At 59.5% G+C, this 18,863-nt stretch carries 13 protein-coding genes and 2 pseudogenes; 4 read left to right on the forward strand and 11 right to left on the reverse strand.

Annotated features, from left to right (window positions below):
- Positions 1–23: 23 nt before the first annotated feature.
- The 3 genes from QNO08_RS17295 to QNO08_RS17305 all read right to left on the reverse strand — a co-directional run bounded on the left by QNO08_RS17295 (position 24) and on the right by QNO08_RS17305 (position 4,804).
- Positions 24–1,037 carry an ABC transporter permease gene (locus QNO08_RS17295; protein ID WP_229968300.1) on the reverse strand — a complete coding sequence of 338 codons (1,014 nt, stop codon included), beginning with the start codon at positions 1,035–1,037 and terminating at the stop codon, positions 24–26.
- A complete protein-coding gene (locus tag QNO08_RS17300; RefSeq protein ID WP_284155668.1) occupies positions 1,034–3,586 on the reverse strand; it encodes an ATP-binding cassette domain-containing protein in 2,553 nt (850 codons plus the stop codon). The genes QNO08_RS17295 and QNO08_RS17300 overlap by 4 nt, the downstream gene beginning before the upstream one ends.
- Positions 3,587–3,736: 150 nt before the next feature.
- On the reverse strand, positions 3,737–4,804 hold the full coding sequence (locus tag QNO08_RS17305) for a sugar ABC transporter substrate-binding protein (protein WP_229968295.1): 1,068 nt from the start codon (positions 4,802–4,804) through the stop codon (positions 3,737–3,739).
- Between the two features lie 860 nt (positions 4,805–5,664).
- Here QNO08_RS17305 and QNO08_RS17315 point away from each other — a divergent pair.
- A pseudogene (locus tag QNO08_RS17315) lies at positions 5,665–6,009 on the forward strand (transposase family protein); the annotation flags it as partial.
- On the opposite strand, the pseudogene QNO08_RS17320 reads toward QNO08_RS17315, so the two are convergent.
- The 3 genes and pseudogenes from QNO08_RS17320 to QNO08_RS17330 form a co-directional block, all read right to left on the reverse strand.
- Positions 6,001–6,412 (reverse strand): annotated as a pseudogene (locus QNO08_RS17320) (IS21 family transposase); the annotation flags it as partial. The pseudogenes QNO08_RS17315 and QNO08_RS17320 sit on opposite strands and share 9 nt — an antisense overlap.
- A gap of 797 nt (positions 6,413–7,209) precedes the next feature.
- Entirely contained in the window at positions 7,210–7,764 is a 555-nt protein-coding gene (locus QNO08_RS17325) for a M23 family metallopeptidase (RefSeq protein WP_229968293.1), read from the reverse strand.
- 134 nt (positions 7,765–7,898) lie between these two features.
- Positions 7,899–8,189 (reverse strand): ParB family protein, encoded by a 291-nt coding sequence (locus QNO08_RS17330; protein WP_502866874.1) that lies wholly within the window; start codon positions 8,187–8,189, stop codon positions 7,899–7,901.
- Positions 8,190–8,731: 542 nt separating this feature from the next.
- Here QNO08_RS17330 and QNO08_RS17335 point away from each other — a divergent pair.
- The 3 genes from QNO08_RS17335 (at position 8,732) to QNO08_RS17345 (ending at position 11,659) form a co-directional block, all read left to right on the forward strand.
- Positions 8,732–9,607 carry an oxygenase MpaB family protein gene (locus tag QNO08_RS17335; RefSeq protein WP_229968290.1) on the forward strand — a complete coding sequence of 292 codons (876 nt, stop codon included), beginning with the start codon at positions 8,732–8,734 and terminating at the stop codon, positions 9,605–9,607.
- Positions 9,608–10,034: 427 nt separating this feature from the next.
- Complete coding sequence (locus tag QNO08_RS17340) at positions 10,035–10,796, forward strand: SDR family NAD(P)-dependent oxidoreductase (RefSeq protein ID WP_229968288.1); 762 nt, start codon at positions 10,035–10,037, stop codon at positions 10,794–10,796.
- Between the two features lie 47 nt (positions 10,797–10,843).
- Entirely contained in the window at positions 10,844–11,659 is an 816-nt protein-coding gene (locus QNO08_RS17345; RefSeq protein ID WP_229968286.1) for a phytanoyl-CoA dioxygenase family protein, read from the forward strand.
- An 868-nt stretch (positions 11,660–12,527) separates the two neighbouring features.
- Here the strand turns inward: QNO08_RS17345 and QNO08_RS17350 are convergent.
- The 5 genes from QNO08_RS17350 to QNO08_RS17370 form a co-directional block, all read right to left on the reverse strand.
- Positions 12,528–13,220 (reverse strand): maleylpyruvate isomerase family mycothiol-dependent enzyme, encoded by a 693-nt coding sequence (locus QNO08_RS17350; protein WP_229968285.1) that lies wholly within the window; start codon positions 13,218–13,220, stop codon positions 12,528–12,530.
- A gap of 50 nt (positions 13,221–13,270) precedes the next feature.
- Complete coding sequence (locus QNO08_RS17355) at positions 13,271–15,241, reverse strand: FAD-dependent oxidoreductase (protein WP_229968283.1); 1,971 nt, start codon at positions 15,239–15,241, stop codon at positions 13,271–13,273.
- Positions 15,242–15,437: 196 nt separating this feature from the next.
- Complete coding sequence (locus QNO08_RS17360) at positions 15,438–16,421, reverse strand: substrate-binding domain-containing protein (protein ID WP_229968281.1); 984 nt, start codon at positions 16,419–16,421, stop codon at positions 15,438–15,440.
- Between the two features lie 20 nt (positions 16,422–16,441).
- Positions 16,442–17,704: an FAD-dependent monooxygenase gene (locus tag QNO08_RS17365; protein ID WP_229968279.1), complete on the reverse strand. Its 1,263-nt coding sequence runs from the start codon at positions 17,702–17,704 to the stop codon at positions 16,442–16,444.
- Between the two features lie 49 nt (positions 17,705–17,753).
- Complete coding sequence (locus tag QNO08_RS17370) at positions 17,754–18,797, reverse strand: cupin domain-containing protein (RefSeq protein WP_229968277.1); 1,044 nt, start codon at positions 18,795–18,797, stop codon at positions 17,754–17,756.
- Positions 18,798–18,863: the final 66 nt, after the last annotated feature.

The following is an 18,863-nucleotide window of genomic DNA, read 5'->3' on the forward strand; positions in this document are numbered from 1 at the left end:
TCCTCTCTTCTGCAATTCGATGTTCAAGCTGCTCGGCGCTTCTCGAGGAAGCGGATTCCGGCGTCAATGATGACGGCGACGACGATGGTGATGCCTTTGAATAGATCGATGTTCTCTGCACTTACCCCTATGACGACAAGGTTTGTCGAAATCAGGCTGATAATAAGAGCACCAGTGAGGGTGCCGCGCACCGTTCCCTTTCCGCCGAATAGGCTGGTGCCGCCGATGATGGTTGCGGCAAACGCGTCCAGTAGGAGACTGATATTCGAGATGTTGGTGTCGACGATCTGCACTTTGGCCACGAGGATGATCGCGGTCAGTGCCACCAGCAGTCCGCCGAACATGTAGACCAATACGGTCTGGCGCACAATGGGCACGCCGCGCGCTACCATTGCGTCGCGGTTCGAACCCAGCCCATAGGTGTACAAGCCGAACCGGGTGTAACGCGCCACCGCCGCGACCACTGCAGCGATAAGCACCGCCAAAATCACCAGCATGGGGATGCCCATCGGACGTGCTCCACCAATGAAGCTGAGTATGTCGGCGTTGACAATCACGGTGCCCTGCGTGCCGAGCAGGAGAACCATGCCCTGAACTCCGGCCATCGTGGCAAGTGTGGCTATGAAGGGGGGCATCGCCAGCACCCCGACGAGGATGCCGTTAATCAGTCCCAGCGCCAGCCCGGCGAGCACACCGTAGAGAAGCGCCAGAGGAACGGGAATCCCCTGCTGGAGACCTCCGCCGATAACCAGCGCACACATCGCTACGCCGAACCCGGCAGACAAGTCCAGTCCCCCGGAGATGAGGATCCACATCGCCCCCAGAGCGAGCACCGCTATCGGCACAGCATTGATCAATACATTGACGATATTGGCAGTCGACAGGGTCACTGGGTTGATCAACGCCACTACGACGATGAGCATGACCAGCAGTAATTGCGGTGCATATTCGACAACAAAGCCACGCGCCCGGTCCAAGATCCTGCCCTTTGGGCGGGCGGACCGCCTGGGCTCTGTGGTGAGGCCAGTGCTGGTCATTGGGTCACCTCTGCCTTGTTATCTTCCGGGCGGTCCCGATTTTGCAATTCTTCGGCGATGGCCGCTCCCTCTTCACCGAACGCGTCCCGCATTAGCTGCTCTTCGCTGACGCCACGTGGGTATTCTCCGACCGTTACTCCATCCCGCATGACGATTATGCGGTCAGCGATGCTCAGTACCTCGGGGATTTCTGATGAGGTGAGAAGCACTCCCGCACCCTGGTCCTTGTATTCCGAAATCAGGGTGTGGATCTCCGCCTTCGCTCCCACATCCACCCCTCGGGTCGGATCGTCCAACAGGATCAGTTCCGGATCGAGGGCGAGCCATTTACCCAGGACCACTTTTTGTTGATTGCCGCCGGAAAGGTTTTTGATAAGCTTTTTTGGATCCGGCGGACGGACATTCATCCGCCGTACCTGTTCAGCGACCATCTGCCCTTCTCGTTGGCGGGACAAGTAGCCGGCGGGCGAGTTCCGGCGGAGCCACAACATGCTCATGTTCTCCCCGACTGTCATCTCCGGGTAGATTCCTTCTTCCTGCCGGTCTTCGGGCACAAAAGCGAGACCTTGGTCGGCGAGGTCATGGAAAGACCGGCTACCCCTCGCCTCTCCAAAAACGGCCAGCGAACCGGCTGTGGCTTTCGAAAGCCCGGCGACGGTCCGCATCAGCTCCGTTCGACCCGACCCCATCAGGCCCACCAAACCGACTACTTCGCCACGGTGCACAGTGATGGAGGCGTTGGTCAGCCGTCCGCCATCGGATAGGCCCTTGCCCTCCACGAGTCTTTCGCCAACCAAGGACTCGCTGTACGGGAATGCGCTTTCCATGTCGCGGCCGATCATTAGGTTCACAAGTCCTGACGAATCGATATCGGACAGATTGGGCTGGCCGACCAAATTACCGTCGCGCAACACAATTGCGCGGGAACAAAGGTGGTAGATCTCGTCCATCTTGTGGGAGATATAGAGAATAGCGGTGTTTCGGGCCTTGAGCCGGTCGATCAGCTCATAGAGGTGGTCCCGCTCTCGAGATGACAGAGCGGACGTCGGCTCGTCCATAATGACCAGCCAAGCCTCTTCTCGCACTGCCCGGACAATCTCAATCATTTGGCGGTGCCCGACGCTCAGTTCCCCTACGACGTCAGTGGCCGAGAACGGCATATCCAGTTCCCTCAATAGGGACGCTGTATCCCGTTCCATTTGTCGACGCCGCAGGGGGCCGATTTTGCCGAAGCGGAGTTCCTGTCCGAGGAACATATTCTGTGTGACAGTTAAGTCCGGCACCAAGCTGAAATGCTGGTGTATGACTGCGATTCCGGATTTGCGGGCGTCCTCGGGTCCGGCGAAGGTCACTGGCACGCCGTCGATCTCGAGCCGGCCGCCAGTGGGCCGGTTGTTGCCTGCGATGGCCTTTACGAGAGTCGATTTCCCGGCGCCGTTCTCGCCCATCAGCGCGACAATCTCCCCGGATGAGACGGAGAAGGAAATGCCATTCAGGACTTGAACTCCGGAGAAGGACTTTTGCACGTCGACCAAGTTCAGGGTGTGCGACTGGTTTCCAGTTCCTGCATCGGCAGCGGTTTCGGCAGTGCGGCGACGGGACGAGTGCGCGCGGAGGGAGTTCAGAAAGAAAGTTGCATTGTCTTTTATTTGCAGCACGACTTCGCGCTGAGACACGATGACGGCGACCACCGTGAGTAGACCGGTGTACAGGTAGATGAGTGGCTGACTTACTCCTGCGAATGACAGTCCTGAGGTAAGTACGCCGACAAAGATCGATCCGAGGAACGTTGCGATCATTGATCCGCGACCGCCAGCCAGGCTCGCGCCGCCGATGACGGCCGCGGTAATGGCCGAGAATTCCAGGTTGAGCCCGGCCATCGGCTGCGCCGAGCCAGCCCGACCGATGGTCAGCAGCGCACCCATCCCAACAGCGGCACCGACAAGCACGAACGCTGAGAATTGGACCGTTCGGGCGGGGATTCCCATTGCCACTGCTGTGCGGGTGTTGCCACCGACTGCGAAGAACCAGCGGCCGAGCATGGTGCGGCGCAGCAGAAAGGCGAAGAGCGCCAGCGCGACGAAGGTGACGATAATCGACCAGGGAATGCCGAAAATTCCTTCACGCCCAAGGAACAGAATGACGTCGTTTGCGATCGGTAGAGATGCGCCGCCGGAGATGCTGATGGCCGCGCCTCGGGCAAGAGCGAACATACCCAGGGTCGCCATGAACGCGTTCACCTTGAGTACCGCCACAAGAAAGCCGTTGAATGCACCAACGGCGAGTGCGACAGCAAAGACCGTGATAATGGTGAGAAGGGAGCTCCCTCCGGTCGCTTCGAGGACTTGGGCGCCTACCACTGAGGCCAGTGCGAGAGACGAACCTACCGAAAGGTCAATGCCCCGGACGATGATTACGCCCGTCATCCCGAAGGCGACAAGTGATATCACCGCCGTCTGCACCGCGATGTTGACCATGTTGAACGGGCTCAAGAATCCGGTGAAGCTAAAGCCGAAGTACGCTGCCGCAATAAGAATCGCGGCAATCAAGATGACCTCTGTGCGACTCTGCTGATCGCGCACAGCATCCGCAACTCTAGAAAATTGGTCTCTCATCAGAACGGTGCATACCTTTCGAAAGATCCGTGGCGGTGGCGCTATGCCGCCGCCACGGATTGACATCCGTAGTAGCGGATCAGGCTAGGAGCCGGATCCGACGGTCATGTCCGCGTCGGACTTCTCGGAGCCGAATTCTTCGGCGTACTGCTGAGCGATTTCAGAAGCTTCCGCAGTAGTGATGGTCTCCAGTTCCAAACCTTCTTCAGCCAGGCCCGCTGCCGTCCCTTCGGAGGCGATCGTGTAGGTGGGCATGAAGAGGTCGGTTTCAAACTCAGAACCCAGCGCCATACGAGCGGCCGCTGCAGTATTCCAAGCGCCTACCCGATACGAGCCGGTGAGAATGTTGCTGAGGATTACGCCGGAATCGATGTACTCGTAAACCGTCTGGTCTCCATCGTTTGATACAAATGGAATGTCCAGGCCCTGCTGCTCTACAACCTTGATAGCCGCGAGAGTCAAACCATCCGAGATGCTGGCGATACCAGCCAGATCGGGATTGTTCGTCAGGACAGTCTGGGTAACGGAGCCCGCCTCAGAGCTGTCGAAGTTGGTCGGCTGAGTAATGATCTCAATGCCCGGGAATTCCTCGGCCATGGTGGTCTCGAACGCCTCCTGTCGGGTGTCAGACACATAATTACCCACGGATCCGATCAAGAGCAGCACCTTACCTTCTCCGCCCAGTTCGGTGCCGAGGATGCGGGCCTGCTGGACCCAGTTATCGTAGTCCGGGTAGAGCGTGTTGTGATTCTCGTCAGCCGGGACCTTGTTGCCCATGGTCACAACATCGATGCCTTCTGCGGTCGCACGGTTTATCACATCAACCAGTGCGTCGGCATTGACCGGGTCGATGAGGATGACGTCCTTCTGCTGGGCGATGAAGCTCTCAATGGTTGAAATCTGGGTCTCGATCGAGCCGTCAACACTTTGCCAGGCGACGTCGACGCCATAGTCATCGGCGATGTTCTGCGAGGCTTCCTGCATTTCAACGAAGAACGGGAGTGACAGGTTGATTTCCGCCACACCGATCTGCGGCCGTTCACCTCCGCCACCTTCAGAGGCCTGTTCGCCGCAGCCGGTGACAAGAAGGGTTGCGCCCGCAACAGCGGCTACGGCCGCGCGGAGGCGGCTTCGTTTAGAGAATAATTCCATTGCACTGACTCCCGATGTACTCGAATGGGATTACCGCACCTCTTGTGAGCGGGTTCTTCGTTTTGGAAGATGGTTCCAGAGACTAGCTTGCCGCTCTACTAAGGTGCAATACCCTTACAGCTTCGAACCGGACAGTTCAGCAGCCTGAGTACGCCTGATTTTAGGCTTTGAGCGAGTCGGGGAACCGCGGTTTGACGCGGAGGAAGGTTGCGCAGGGCGGTTTTGGAAAGGTCGTTCTACAGCGGTTGTAAATTTTATGTAACGCTCTACTGCGGGCCCGCTACACCATCTGCCGCGGGCAGGTTCCTCGTAGTCGTTCATCCGGACCAGTAGGAAACCCCACTACCTTTTCGTAGCCCATTCCTCGAGAGAGGGTGTCCGCGAACTTTTACGGACTCCTTCAGGTCATCTGCAGAGACAGAGTGCTGCGGTGCTGCATCTGCAGCTCCATCCATTGATAAGGCGTCAAGGTTACGGTCAGACTCCTCAGCATTGGGCCGGCAGGTGCTTCGCCCTCTAGTTCGGAGGCCTCACCACTCTGTCGCTAGGATGCCCGTCGAGACCGTAGCCCGATTTCGACTCGACTACCACGGGGCAGGAATCTTCCATGGAGTCCGCTGGTCCTCAGATTGCCAAGTTGGAGAACTCCCTGGTTGGGTCCCAGATGGAAGTCCAGTGTCTATGTGAGTTCGTGTCCGAGAATGGACACAGGAGGAAATTCACGAATCATGGCACGCAGACACACCCGAGCAGGTCATCGCCAAGGTCCGGCAGGGACAGGAAATGCCTTCGGCTCCATCGCCAAAGCTCGGACTATGGCGATGCGCTGCTGCTGGCCGTCTGAAAGGCGACTTGGATAGCGGGCCGCGGAACACTTCAACTGCTCACCGGCGAAGAAATGGGCCGACAGATAACGTGCCCGAGGAGAACAGGGCATGCATGATCTTTCCTCACGTCCGCTGTCCTGTCCGCACCGGACACCTGTGCGCACCGAACGGCGGATCATCGCGCTGCGCTTCACCCGCCGTTGAGGAACCTCACCGTATCGCCCACCACCTGCACCTGGACCAAACCACCGACTGCCGGTCCGCCGGCCTAAACCCGTCCGCTATGAACACAAGAACCCCGAGGACCTGGTGCACGTGGACATCAAGAAACTCGGACGTATTCCCGACGGCGGCGGCGGGCACAAGATGATCGGCCGCCGCACCCAGGGCATGCTCCTGCGGCACAAACGCCTCCACCCGTCGGCCTGCCCCCACGTCGATCTGGGCCCGACGGACCAGCACATAGTCGCGCACCGTCGAGTACGAGAGTTCCTCCGCTGCGTGTTCTTCAATGAGCCACGCCAGGATCCTGCGGGCAATGTGGCGTTGCTTCCGAGGCGCCGTCGTGTCCTCAGTCAGCATTGCATCAATCACCGCTTGACCGGATCCTGCCGCCAGGCCACCGATTGTCTTGGCTTGCGTGGCGGAGGGGAGGCGGATCCAGAGCCTGCCGCACGGTCCTTCGGTGAACCTTATGTCTGGCCGCCAGAGCGCGGACCGATAGGCCCTCGACCCGGGCATCCCTTCGGATCAGCGCGAACAACTCCACTCTCGACTCCATCCAGACCAGCCTTCCACCGCATCCATCCACTGATGAATCCAACGTTGAAGGCGGGGCCACATATAACCGTCACAAGCCGCCCGGCGAGTCACGAAGTGGGGCCAGAAATAATCGCTCTACCGGGGCCATCTCAACCTGTCATAGTCACGGCACTTGCTCGCCGCTGCGAGGTTGGGCCAGCGGGGGATTTTCTAAGGCTCACGAAGCGGGAACCTGCAACTGATGCCCTACGACCACCCAGCTGCCATTGTGTTGCTCCAAATAGACAGTGACGATTTGGCGTCCTACCGGCTGCGTATCTGTGCCATCACGGCTTATCCATCTCCAGCTGGCGTCATAGACCCGGATTGCCTTGTCCTCTGCGACGTCACGGCTCACATCGCCAGCGGCAGGAATGATGCTGGGTGAGCTGTATGCCTCGTGCCGGCCGGCCTCTAGCCAAGCTCCCTGGGCACCGTTACGTTCCGGTTCGATCTGATTGCTAGCCCACTCTTCGCTCATGAGTGGTTTGGCTCTAACCGCAGCTGCTGTTTGAGTGCGGTCCGTTGCCGTATCCCACGAATGGAGCATAAGTGCCGCAACTTCGGCCGTCGATTCAACGTCCGATCGGTCAGCGTCATCGGCTCGTACAAAGGTCCCGTCCCCCGGAAGAACTTCGGCCTGCGCAGTCCGGGAAGCAGCGGGTTCCGGGCCAGGGGCGGAAGAAACGCTGGTCTCTCCTGAACCGCCGCAGCCTGTTACAAGGAGAACGGCACAGACAGTGGCCGCTGCAGAAAGATGCCCATGCCGGGACGTGGTCATGACGCCCAAGCTCCTTTCTCTTTCAGGATGGGTTCCGGATCGAGATTCCACCCTTGATACGGATACACGACAGCCGGTGCTTCCGGCTTGTAGATTTCGAAATGAAGATGGGTTCCGACCTGCCCGAGTTGGGCTCTGTTGCCTTCGGTGCCGATGATGTCTCCACGCTGCAGGGTCTGCCCAACAGAGACGTTGTAGGCATTCAGATGGCAGAACGCGAAACCGAAGTCGGGATCGTCACCGGTCTCTTTGGCAATGACACAGCCGTCGGGGTCGTTGAAACCGGTGATCCGGAGCTGCGTCGGGGCGATCACCGGTCCGCCTGATCCCGTTCCGGTTCCGGTCGCCAGATCGACCCCGAGTTTGTCGGCCCGGTACCGTCCGCGCTGGCTCTGCAGGAAGCTGTACAGCGAGCTCTCACCCTCGACGTCCCCTCGGGGGAACCTCCAATAGACCTGTCGGAAGTCGACCAGGTCCGCAGCCGCCGTTCTTCCCATGTGGGTTTCGACTTCTTCAGCCGCCTGGCGGCAGGGCCGGCTGGTCGTGGACAATGAGCCGCTGTCCGAACAGTTCGGGGTATAGATGATTCTGGTGCGGATATGGTCGTAGACCTTCCGGTGGCACCCGGCACAGCACGGCGATGCGCCACGGGTCCAGGCCCTTGGTCCACATGTAGAACCACTCTTCACGGAACCAGTGCTGCGGGGTCCAGGACTCCGGGTCGGCGGGATGCAAGGTTGAGGTGGGCGCCCTTGCTGATTTCGGGTTTTTCTATGATCCAGCCGGATTCGTTGCGGGTGGCGGTTGCAGTTATTTCCCGGACTCCGGGTTTTGGTGTGCGGATGCCGTAAGAGTCTTTGGGTACGGGCATCCGTTTGCGCTGCAGCCTGCGCACCTCGCGGAGAGTCGCTGCTCCGATCAAGTCTGACACGGACTTATATCCTTCAGCGCGGCCGGCAGACTGCAGCTGCTCCAGTCATCGCTCGAGAAGCTCCCGAACGACTGGTGCAACTTCGCGACGACATCGAGTTGGTTTCCCTTGAGGCGCTTATAGACCGGTTTGAGACGGACCTTGAGGGTCCCTATTCGAAGAACGAAGATCATTGGCAAGAATTCTTCGAGGCCAACCATTTCGCGCTACAACTAATCTTCGCGACTCCCATTATTGTGGAGATTCCTCATGCAACCCTCCTAGGTTCCGACCAAGGAAGACCCCGACAGGTGCCGGGGTCTTCAGACCCATTTAGCTGTGGAGGTGTTTTTCCACTGCTGCCCAGGCAGCGACCCAGGGACCTCTCTCTGATTGAGGCTTGGCTTATAAGCCCTCCGCGCCCAACTTTAGGCTCCCGAGGCCGCCTCAGTTACGGAGTCTGTGATTTCAGATTTGCTCCAATCATTATTGAGTGGGGCTATCATGTGTCTCTTCAGCCTTATCGGAGGAGCTCTGCTTCGACCTGGGCAATCTGCCTTCCTGTTTCGCTATCACAGTGGGTTACTCAGTCTTCGGCGAGGAGAATGATGAGACGACAATTTCTTACGGGCGTGCATTGGCGGCGCAGGCTCGATGACGAGTCTGCCGCACCGTGGATCCCCCGCATCCGCGAGGGAACAGACGATGGGTACTTTGGACCCGGCAGCTCCGCTTGGGAGGTGAATGGCGGGCTGTCGACCTTTGTGGGCGGCATCCGCGCATTGTTGATCCAGGCGCTGCACCCTGGGGCGTTGGCGGGGGTACATGACCATTCCCACTACCGCGAGGACACGATGGGTCGATTGAACCGGACCATCCAATGGATGGCAACTACTACCTTCGGGGACCGAGCCATGGCCGACGCAGGTGCAGCAGCCGTTCGGCGTATGCACAATTCAGTCACTGGGCACTATGTCGACAGCGGCGGAGTAGAGCGTTCCTATTCAGCCAACGATCCACACCTGGTGCGGTGGGTCCACAACGCTTTTACGACTGCTTTTCTTGGGGCTCATGAGATTTGGGGAGGAGATATGCCCGGTGGTCCTGACCAATATGTGGACGAGTGGGCGTTGGCAGGAGAGCTTATGGGGGTTAAAAATCCGCCGCGCACAGTCGATGAGCTTGCCATCGAGATGGATGGTTTCATGGCTGAACTGGTTACTGACGACCGAGTCACGGACCTCGTGAACTACCTTCGACGGCCTCAACTTCCTTTCGCAGCGCGGCTGGTATATCCAATCTTGTTTGCCGGCGCCGTATCCTCCCTTCCGGAAAGCTACCGCGTCCGGTTGGGTTTACGACGACCAGTCTGGCCAGCAATCACCGCCTGTCGCCTGCTGCTAGCTTTTATTGGCGTTGCATTGGGCGGTCGATCGCCAAGCTCCCGCGCGGCCGCAGAAAGATCATTCAGACTCATGGAGTAAACATCCGCCTCTAACCGGTGACGTCATGGTGCCCTCAGCTGCGAATGGTGCGTGAGCACTTCCTTCAAACGCATCATGGCGTTAAACGCCAGATTCATTTGAAGGCTTTCGATCGTCCCGGTCAACCACTGAGATGCCTTTGCCGATTCGGGAAGTCCGTCCTGCTTGCCCTAATGGCGAGTTTCAGACCGAGGAGCCTCGCAGCTAATCCGCGCTGGAAGGAAGCGGGCCTCAATGCCCGAGGTGAACCTTTATGGGCTGAATTGCAAGTGGGTTCCCCGGGTGATCAATAAACGAACGATGGGCGTCCCGCTACAGCGCACTCTGGAGAACCATCGATTCCATCCTGCAGAACTTGTGATGAATCTCTCATTCGCGCTGATAGCTTCTTCAGTACTACCCGCACTAGCTGGAAAGCAGGAGCCCGATGTTTGATTTGTTGCGATTCACGGGCACAACTGTCGTCGTCACTGGCGCGGGGGCTGGCATCGGTGCCGCCGTTACGAAGCAATTGTCCGAACTGGGGGCTCACGTGATTGCCATCGATATGGATGGCGACTCCTTGAGGCAAGTCGCCGGCAACGTCGAAGGGAGCACCGGAAAGATTACTGCTGTTGTAGGCGACATGCAGGACCTCGAGACGTTGAACCGCGTCGATGAGGCTGTTGCCGCTGCTCCCGCACCCCTCAAGTCTCTGGTGAATAACATCGGCGTGAATCGCCGGGCTTCCTTCTCCGAGGTCACGATGAAGGACTGGGATGCGATGGTATCGCTTAATCTGACTACATCAATTCGGCTCACGCAGCGCCTCCTCCCCCGCCTCTTGGAGGCGCCCAGGGGAGGTTCCGTCGTCAATGTGTCCTCGATCCATGGGCTCCGGGGTCAAGCAGATGCCATGGGCTACGCCACCACTAAAGCCGGGCTCATCGGTTTTACCCGGCAGTTAGCCGTGGAGTTCCGTGAGGCGGGACTACGCGTGAACGTCGTGTGCCCCGCACTGACCATGACCGAACGGATCGTATCCCGCGGAGCCGGCGAGAAACAGGACTCGTTGCGGCGCCGTCATCTTTCGGGCCGATTCGCCCAACCCGGTGAAATCGCCAACGCCATCACGTTTTTAGCTTCCGATGCTGCCTCATATATCAGCGGCGTCACTCTACCCGTGGACGGCGGATTCACCGCGTCCTGACTAGCAATACCGATCGAACGACCAACACTACAAATGAGGAGAGACAAATGACCGTCACAACTGGAATTTCCCGGGATCAGGTCGACGCATTCACCCGCGATGGGTTCCTCTTCCCGTTCCGGGCCATGAGCACGGAGCAGGCAACCGAATTTCGGGCCAAGCTCGAGGCTTTTGAGGCAGAGTACGGTGATCGGGCCGGGGATATCCTGCGTTCGAAGGCCCATCTCGCGCTGACCTGGGTGCAAGACCTGATTCGTCTGGATCCCGTGCTTGACGTTATCGAGGGCATCTTGGGCCCGGATATCTACGTTTGGGGTTCCTCTTTCTTCATTAAGGAGCCTCACAACCCGAAGTTCATTGCCTGGCATCAGGACGCTCCCTTCTCGGCAATCCCTCCCGGAGCTGAGTTCATCACCGCTTGGATTGCTTTGGCCCCCAGCACTCTTGGGAACGGTTGCCTCAAGGTAGTGAAGGGGACCCACACTGAAATGGCCGAGCATAAGTTCACAAATGACGATTCGAACATGCTCTCGCAGGGGCAGGAGATCGCCGTCGAAGTGAACGAAGCAGACGCGACAGCGATCCAACTCGAGCCCGGGGAGTTCTCCCTGCATCACCAATTCATGTTCCACGGCTCGGGTCCGAGCACCAGCGACGAACGGCGCATTGGTCTGGCAGTCCGTTACATGCGTCCCTTCCCCCGCGTGGATAACCAAAAGCTGGCTGCCACCCTGGTACGGGGTGAAGACCGCCACGACACCTTCACAAACGAGCCGGTCCCCGTTTCGGATATGGCCCCGGACGCAGTCCAGTATCTCGAGGACCAGCTGAAGGCTCGCCACGGGGATCGCTACCGGAAGTAATCGCGGGTTTGCACCGCGGGTGAGTAATGATGGTGCCGTGAAAGCTGGCCGTCGTCACGGCGGTTGCCTGGAAGCCCGGGCAGGTGCCGACCGTCGCCTGTAACCATTTTCTTTCGGCCTCGGCTCTCATTTCTATCCCGTTGGGGCGTATTGCTGAACTCTTGGGAGCTGCAAGGGCCGCCGCACGCTGGTCGGCCCTTGCGGCCAAGAGTTTGTTCGGGGTCGGCGCTGTGCCCCAGTCATGGTTCTTGGTACCTTCCTGCTATTGGGCACCGATCCTAATGCGCTGGCACAAGTCAATGGGGAATCGTTTTCTTGCCGCGGGCTCTCCCCACTCACGGCAAGGGCCCCGCACACGGCTGGAAGTCTTGGAATGGCGCCGTGCGAGACGCCTGGTCTAGTTCGCCGCCTGCTCCTTCCAAGCTTCTGTTAGTACTCGGGTTCTCTACGGCTTTTGGCTGTGCAACCGTGGCCTGATGACATGGTGGGTCAAATGCTCCGGGGAGGAATGGGCGTGAATCAGGAGTCCTTCTCGCGCTGGTAGGTCCAGGTAGCGTCGCCATCCGGGTGGATAAACGGTCTGCTGGCTGATCGTCACCTTGGACGCGGCATGTATCTGATTATCAGCAGCGTACTTTTGATCACTGGGGAGTAACTCTCTCCACCGTCCAAGGGATTTGACGCTGCAACAAATAGGTAATGCTTCAAGGAAGCAGAGGCCCCAATGGTCGGTCCCTGGCAAGATGCAGGGTGGGGCCCTGCTGCGCTTCACTTCGGCCGTTTCAGATTTCCCTGCCGTGCTGTTCGAGCTCGGGCAGCTCGTTCGAGAGTTCTTATAGCGACGACGCTGGAGCTCCAGGTTGAGGCTTTAGATCCACCTCTCTAGTGCGGGCGCGGCTCCTCCCCCACAGCTGCGCACGTCATCGTGGCTGCGACCGGTCAGGTAGGCAGCGAGGCCGGCCAGCGGACCAACCACCACCTCTCTTGGGCCGGGTCCTTGGATCATCCATGAGCCCTTCTGATCGTTCGCTTTCAGAGACAAAGCCGGGCCGCCGCCTAGGGTGCTTCGCATGGCGGCTACATCTGCAACCAGTGTCCGGAGGAAGTCTTCCGGAAGGTCTGTAAAAGTGTGCCCTGTTCCTAAGTCAACGAGGTGGATGAGCAGTTCCCTGGCGCGTAGCCAGGGGATCGTCGCGGCAAGGATTGGTTGACCAACAGCGTTTCGAACCTCTGCTGACCATTGCTCGGGTGTCAGCTGTTCCATGGCTTGGCTAAGCTCGTCCGCCGAGCCGTCGTACCAGGCAATGAGCCGGCGGCTGGGTAGTGAAGCTGACTCAGCGATGTCTGCGTCGCGTTGTTCCATCGAGCTGTACATGGGAGTCGGTTCCCCTGTTCGTGCCCCGTGGAGCAGACGGCCGACGGCGTCGGCATTGGCGGCGAGGTGCCCGATGACTTGCTTCCGGTTCCAGCCTGGTAACCGGGACGGGGCGCTGAAGGCGCCCGGTCCCGCCTGCTCCAGGAGCGAAATGCTTTCACGGAACTCCCTTGTTCCGTACTGCATCCAGACATGGCTGTGGTCGATGGAAGCCGCTACCACCTCTGGTTGGCCGGTCACAGGCGAAGCGCCGTTCTGGCTCCGTCCAAGGTGGCATGGACGATCCTGCGTGGAGCAAGTGCATCTCCGATGCGGTAAAATTCGCCCTCAAGTTCAGGGAAATGGACGGTTTCCTGAGCAGCTGCGAAGACCACGGCGTCGACTGAAATCTGCTCGCTGTGGCGAGAGAAGGTGTTCAAGAGCTCCAGCCGGTCCTTCGGTGCGACCAGTTCGGTGTTCGCCATCATGGTCACGCCCTTTTGGAGGAGACGTTCAGTCAGGAGGTGGAGAATGGATGGCTCCACGCCTTGACCAATGACGAAGCATTCCGAGACCAGCGTGACCGTCTTGCCGGCGTCCACAAGGAACTCCGCTGCGGCCATGGGTGCGACGTGGTCGTTGAGACCACCAACGACAAGCACGGAATCCCCGATATCCTCCAGATCAGCATCAAGGATGTCGAGCGCTGTCATCGTCCTGGTTTCTACCAGGCCCGGGAGGTCTGGCACCGCCGGAAGAGCACCGGTGGCCGCGACCACAGCGTCAGCATCCAGAGAAGACACCAAGCTGGGTGTGGCGTCCACACCCAGTCGCACGTCCACCCCAGCATCTCTGATTTCCTGTTCCAGGCGCTCGATGAGCGAGAGCATTTCCTTTCGACTAGGATCCCGTGCGAGGCGGCGCACCTTGCCTCCTAGCTGGTCACTCCTCTCCAACAGTGTGACCCGATGACCCCGCTGGACCGCGGTTCGGGCGCACATCATGCCCGCCGGTCCGCCGCCGATGATGACGACGTGCTTTGAGGTCGAGGTGGTGGGTACGGCCAGTTCGTCTTCGCGACCGGCCCATGGATTGACCGGGCATGCGGAGACCCGGTCTGAGAAGTGGCACTCGTTGACGCCAATGCACTTTCGGATGCTGTGCGCTTCGCCCCGTTGAGCTTTATGCAGGAACTCTGGATCGGCAATGAGTGCCCTGGTGATGCCGATCATGTCGGCCATGCCCTCTGTGAGAGCGCCTTCCATAAGTTCGGGGGCATTCATGCGGCCGGTGAGAATGATCGGAACGGTTGCCACAGCCTTGATTTGCTTGGCCTGTTCGGCGTTGAACCCTGGCTCGAGGTAGGAGGACGCGACGTAGGGAAGGCCGACACCGTTCTCGAGGGCTCCAATGGTTCCGGCGGTGACGTTGACGTAAGCCAGGTGCTGCTGGACGGCCTGAACGATGGCGACGATGTCTCCGGTCGAGAGTCCGTCCTGGCGTGCCTGGCGGCCGCTGATCCGCAGACCGATGGGGAATTCCTCACCGCAGCACCGCTGGATCGCTTCGATGATCTCGTCAAGAAAGCGTCGACGGTTCTCCAGAGATCCCCCGTACTGATCGGAGCGCACATTGGTGGAGGGCGAAAGGAATTGCTCCACGAGATATCCATGGGTGGCGTGAATCTCCACTCCATCGAACCCTGCGCGCTGAACCCGTGCTGCGGCCCGGCCGAAAAGGCGAATGACACGTCCCACCTCGTCTGTGGTCAGCTCCCTGGGCTGGGTGCGGACGTGCGGATCCTGCTTGCCGCTCGGAGACACCATGACCTGGAACGTCTCCGGCAGGCGGATCGCCCCTCGGTTCGCCACCTGCCCAAAAACCACTGCCCCCGCGTCATGCGCAATCTTCGCCCGTGCCCTGAGTTTCGGAAGGAGCAGCCGATCATAGAAGGCTTCCCCTTCTGCGGTCTCCGGGTCCGGGCCGGCGTCGAGGTCATCAACCCCGACATGGTCGAGCCAGCCCGTGGAAACAAAGTATGGGGTCGAAATGGCCTCGGAGAGGACTGGGATTCCCACCAATCCCACCCCTCCCTGAACCCGCTTTTCCAGGTACTTGAGATAGCGTTGCTCGCTCATCTTGGGGTTGTGCGTGGTCAACATGAGGCGGTTGCGGACTGTCAGCCCACCGATGGAGATGGGTGAGAAAAGCTTTTGGAACTCGCTCATGGCTCGACCTTTTCTTTGATTTCTTCCGTTGGATTGGACGTTGAGAACGGGATGACTGCTTGCACCTTGGGGCAGTGGGGGCAGTGCTCACAGCCCGTCGCCGCCCCGCAGGCTATGCCCTCACTTGACTCGAAAGGCCGCCCTGTGAGGTCCCGCAGCTGCTGAATGAACGCCATCGCATCCTCTTTTCGGTGAGTCAAATAATGAACGCTTCTTGGGTTTCTGGTGCAAAAATATCCGATGGGGTCAGGGGCTCATCGATGAGCCGCTGCTCATACATGTAGCCCAGGAAAGTCTCTAGACATGCGTGGTTCTCCTTGATGCCATAGGGCCAGTGGTCTGTACCCATGAGACGGCGGACATGCTCGGCTTGCTGGTACCCCCAGGGCAGGAGATTCGACAGTGCAACGACCTCGGGCAATGATTCCATTGCCAAACTCTTAGCTTCTGCGAATGCCTCCATGAGGGCTCTGGCGAGCCACCGCTTCCGCTCGTAGACGTCCGTGCGGATGACGACGGTATGCATGATCGGAAAGATTCCGGTGCGGCTGAAGTAGTCCGCTTCAACGGTCATTGGGTCTGCCCACAGCCGCCTGATGTTGACTCCCTCTTCGCCGAAGCCGCTGGGCGTTCGTGCTGTGTACAACGCGTCGATCTCACCGCTCTCGAGCATGGCGGATAGCGTCGCGTCTTCCCCGATTGGGCTGATTTCCACCCCCGGAACTTCGATGCGGAGTTTCTCAATCCGTCCCGGGGCCAACAACCCGCCTGTTCTATAGCGCACGGAGTTGGCAGGGAGGTCGTGATGCTCTTGGAGGATGCCGCGAATCCATACCGCCGCGGTCATTTGATATTCAGGGATGCCGACCGTTCCGTCCCTGAGCTCAGCCGGTGTGTTGTAGTGGCTGTCTGCCCTGACGTAGACGCCGTGATGCCGGAATGTCCTGGAGGGAAAGACCGGGATCGCAGTGAAGGGTTTGCCCCGGCGAACGCTAAGGGCGTACGACGACAGTGACATCTCTGCCACGTCGAACTCTGCGTGCCTTGCCATTCGATAGAAAATCTCTTCAGCTCCGAGGGGCAGGTAGTTCAGGTTGACCCCTTGCACAGTGACCCTGCCATCGGCCAGGGCGGCGGTCCTGTCGTACGGCCCGCAGGCCAGTGTGATGCTCTCGTTCACAATGTTTCCTCCACTGTCCCTCAGGCGCTCAGGGTGACTGGGCTAGGATTGGCCTGCCGCAAGGGTGCATACAGGCGGTCGAGTACATCAGCAGGCGGAAGCGGCGGCGGAACGCTGCCGTCTCCGTAGAGCCATTCGGCCAGATCGAAGTTGTCGTGGGGAAGCTTCTTGAAGAAGGAGTTTCGAAGGATGGCTCCGACCCCTCCCAAGTGGGCCATTTCTCCGAAGAATCGAGTATTCATTTGGACGGCTGCTGCGCGCGGATACCGCTCCTTTTCGTACTTTTGGAGCGCTCCAGTGATGTTCCCAGGCTGATCAGCCAGCGCATCGGCCAACGCGACCGCATCTTCCATCGCTTGGCCGGCGCCTTGTGCTAGATATTGGCGCATGGGGTGCGCGGCGTCGCCGAGCAACGTGACACGACCATTCGTCCACCCTGCCATCGGCTTGCGATCGAACTGCACTCCCTTCTGGCTAAGATCCAGGGTCTGGAGAGAATCACGGACGTGAGCGCAGGCTCCACTGAAGCGGTCCAGCAGTTCCTCACGGGTTCCCCACGTCTCGCTACCAGGGGCACCTTCTGTGCTGCGGAACGACACGACACGGTTGACCATCTCGCCGCCGGCCATGGGGTACTGCATCATGTGCATCTCATCACCCGTGTAGAGCGTCACCGCATCTTCAATCCCCTTTGGACGTGGCCCCGGCCCTCGGTAGATAACGTATTCGGACATCAGCGGTTCGGAGTCGTCGAGTACATGCCTGCGGACGACGGATCGAAGGCCGTCTGCTCCGATCAGCACGTCTGCGGTGTACGTGCGTCCGTCAAGACTGGAAACGGTCACGCTGTTTTCGTCCTGCCACAAATTTACGATCTCAGTCCCCGGGATGGTCTCGACCCTTCCGGTGGAACTTGCTGCATCCATCAGGGCGGTGAGGAGGTCGTGACGGTGCATCACGGCATATGGGGCACCGTAGCGCTTGCTGAGCGTCTCACCAAATGTGGCATGGTACAGCTCGTTGCCGGAATGAATATCCAGGATGGCAAACCGACGCGGTAGGACGGCTCGCTGCAGGACTGAATCCAGCACCCCGAGGTCCTTGAGCACGCGTGCGGCGTTCGGGCCCACCTGAAGCCCGGCACCTATTTCCTTGAATGCAGGTGCTCGTTCAAGTAGTTGGACCTGGAGGCCACGCTGTGCCAGTGCAAGCGCTGCTGTGAAGCCTCCGATACCGCCGCCTACGACCACAGCCTGCGGAAGGTCCTGATTTGTTGCCTTCATCTCGTGACTCCATTCCTAGTGGTCTTGCTTTGGTTGTTGACCGGCTTCTTCATCGAATCTCTTCGCGGTACAGGCCAAACGGCTCCAGCATCGGTCTGTCGCTCATTGAGAAGAGTGTGACGTCTTCACTGCTCGTTGCGTGGTGCTCATACCAAGCCCACGAGGGGACGACGAAGAAGTCCTTGTCGGACCAGTCGAAGCGCGTACCGTTGATAATCGAGTACCCCTCCCCCTGGGTTACGCAGAACACCGAGCTGGAAGTGTGGCGGCGCTGCTGACTCGAGCGTCCGGACGGAAGAAGCGACATGCTGCAGGCGACCGTTGCAAGGACGGATTCACCCGTGAGGGGGTTGATGAAGTCTATCGACACGCCATGTTCTGGATCTCCCTTGACGGTGCGCAGTCTCTCCAGGCTCGCCAACGTTGCGGAGTAGGGGTACTTTGTGAGCGGCGAGTGCTGAGTGCTTGCAGGTTCGTCGCTGGGGATCATGCCCGCTCCAAACCTGCGCTGGCTGGCGTCTTCTGGCACGGTGAGGGGCTGCAGCTGCTTGTCAGCCAACTCTTCATAGAACTGTGCGTTCATACCCCGGACAAACGGCACGTCGAGCCCGTCAAGCCACACCATGGGCTCATGCCCAGTATTGCGGTGATCGTGCCAGGTCCAGCCCGGTGTCAGCACCAGATCCCCTGGCTCCATTTTGACCGCCTCCCCATCAACCGTGGTGTACCCAACGCCGGAGAGCATGAGGCGAATCGCCGCGGGCGTATGCCTATGCGCCGGCGCGGTCTCGCCCGGCAGCACCATCTGGTAACCCGCCACCATGCTCTGAGTGGTGCCCCACATACGGGCGGGATTCACCGCGTTGAGCGCCCGCCGGTCAGACTCCCCACCCAGCTGCACTGCGGCCGCTTCATCGAGCAGGGACATGGTCTCGTCATAGCGCCACAGGCATGCAACCTCGGCAGGTTCCGGCTCGGGCGCGTCGGTCCCGGGGACGCGCCACAGTGGCACCAGGTTTGCGTCCTTGACGCGAGCGTAGAAGGACTCGTCCAACGCACTGGTGACTTCGGGCTTATCTATGGAAACTGACATGTCATCCTCGCTTTCTGGTTACTCCCCTCAGGAATGGACCTACGGGAGTCAAGGTTTTTTTGAAGC

The organism is Arthrobacter sp. zg-Y820 (genome assembly GCF_030142155.1).
In the GTDB taxonomy this organism is placed as follows: domain Bacteria; phylum Actinomycetota; class Actinomycetes; order Actinomycetales; family Micrococcaceae; genus Arthrobacter_B.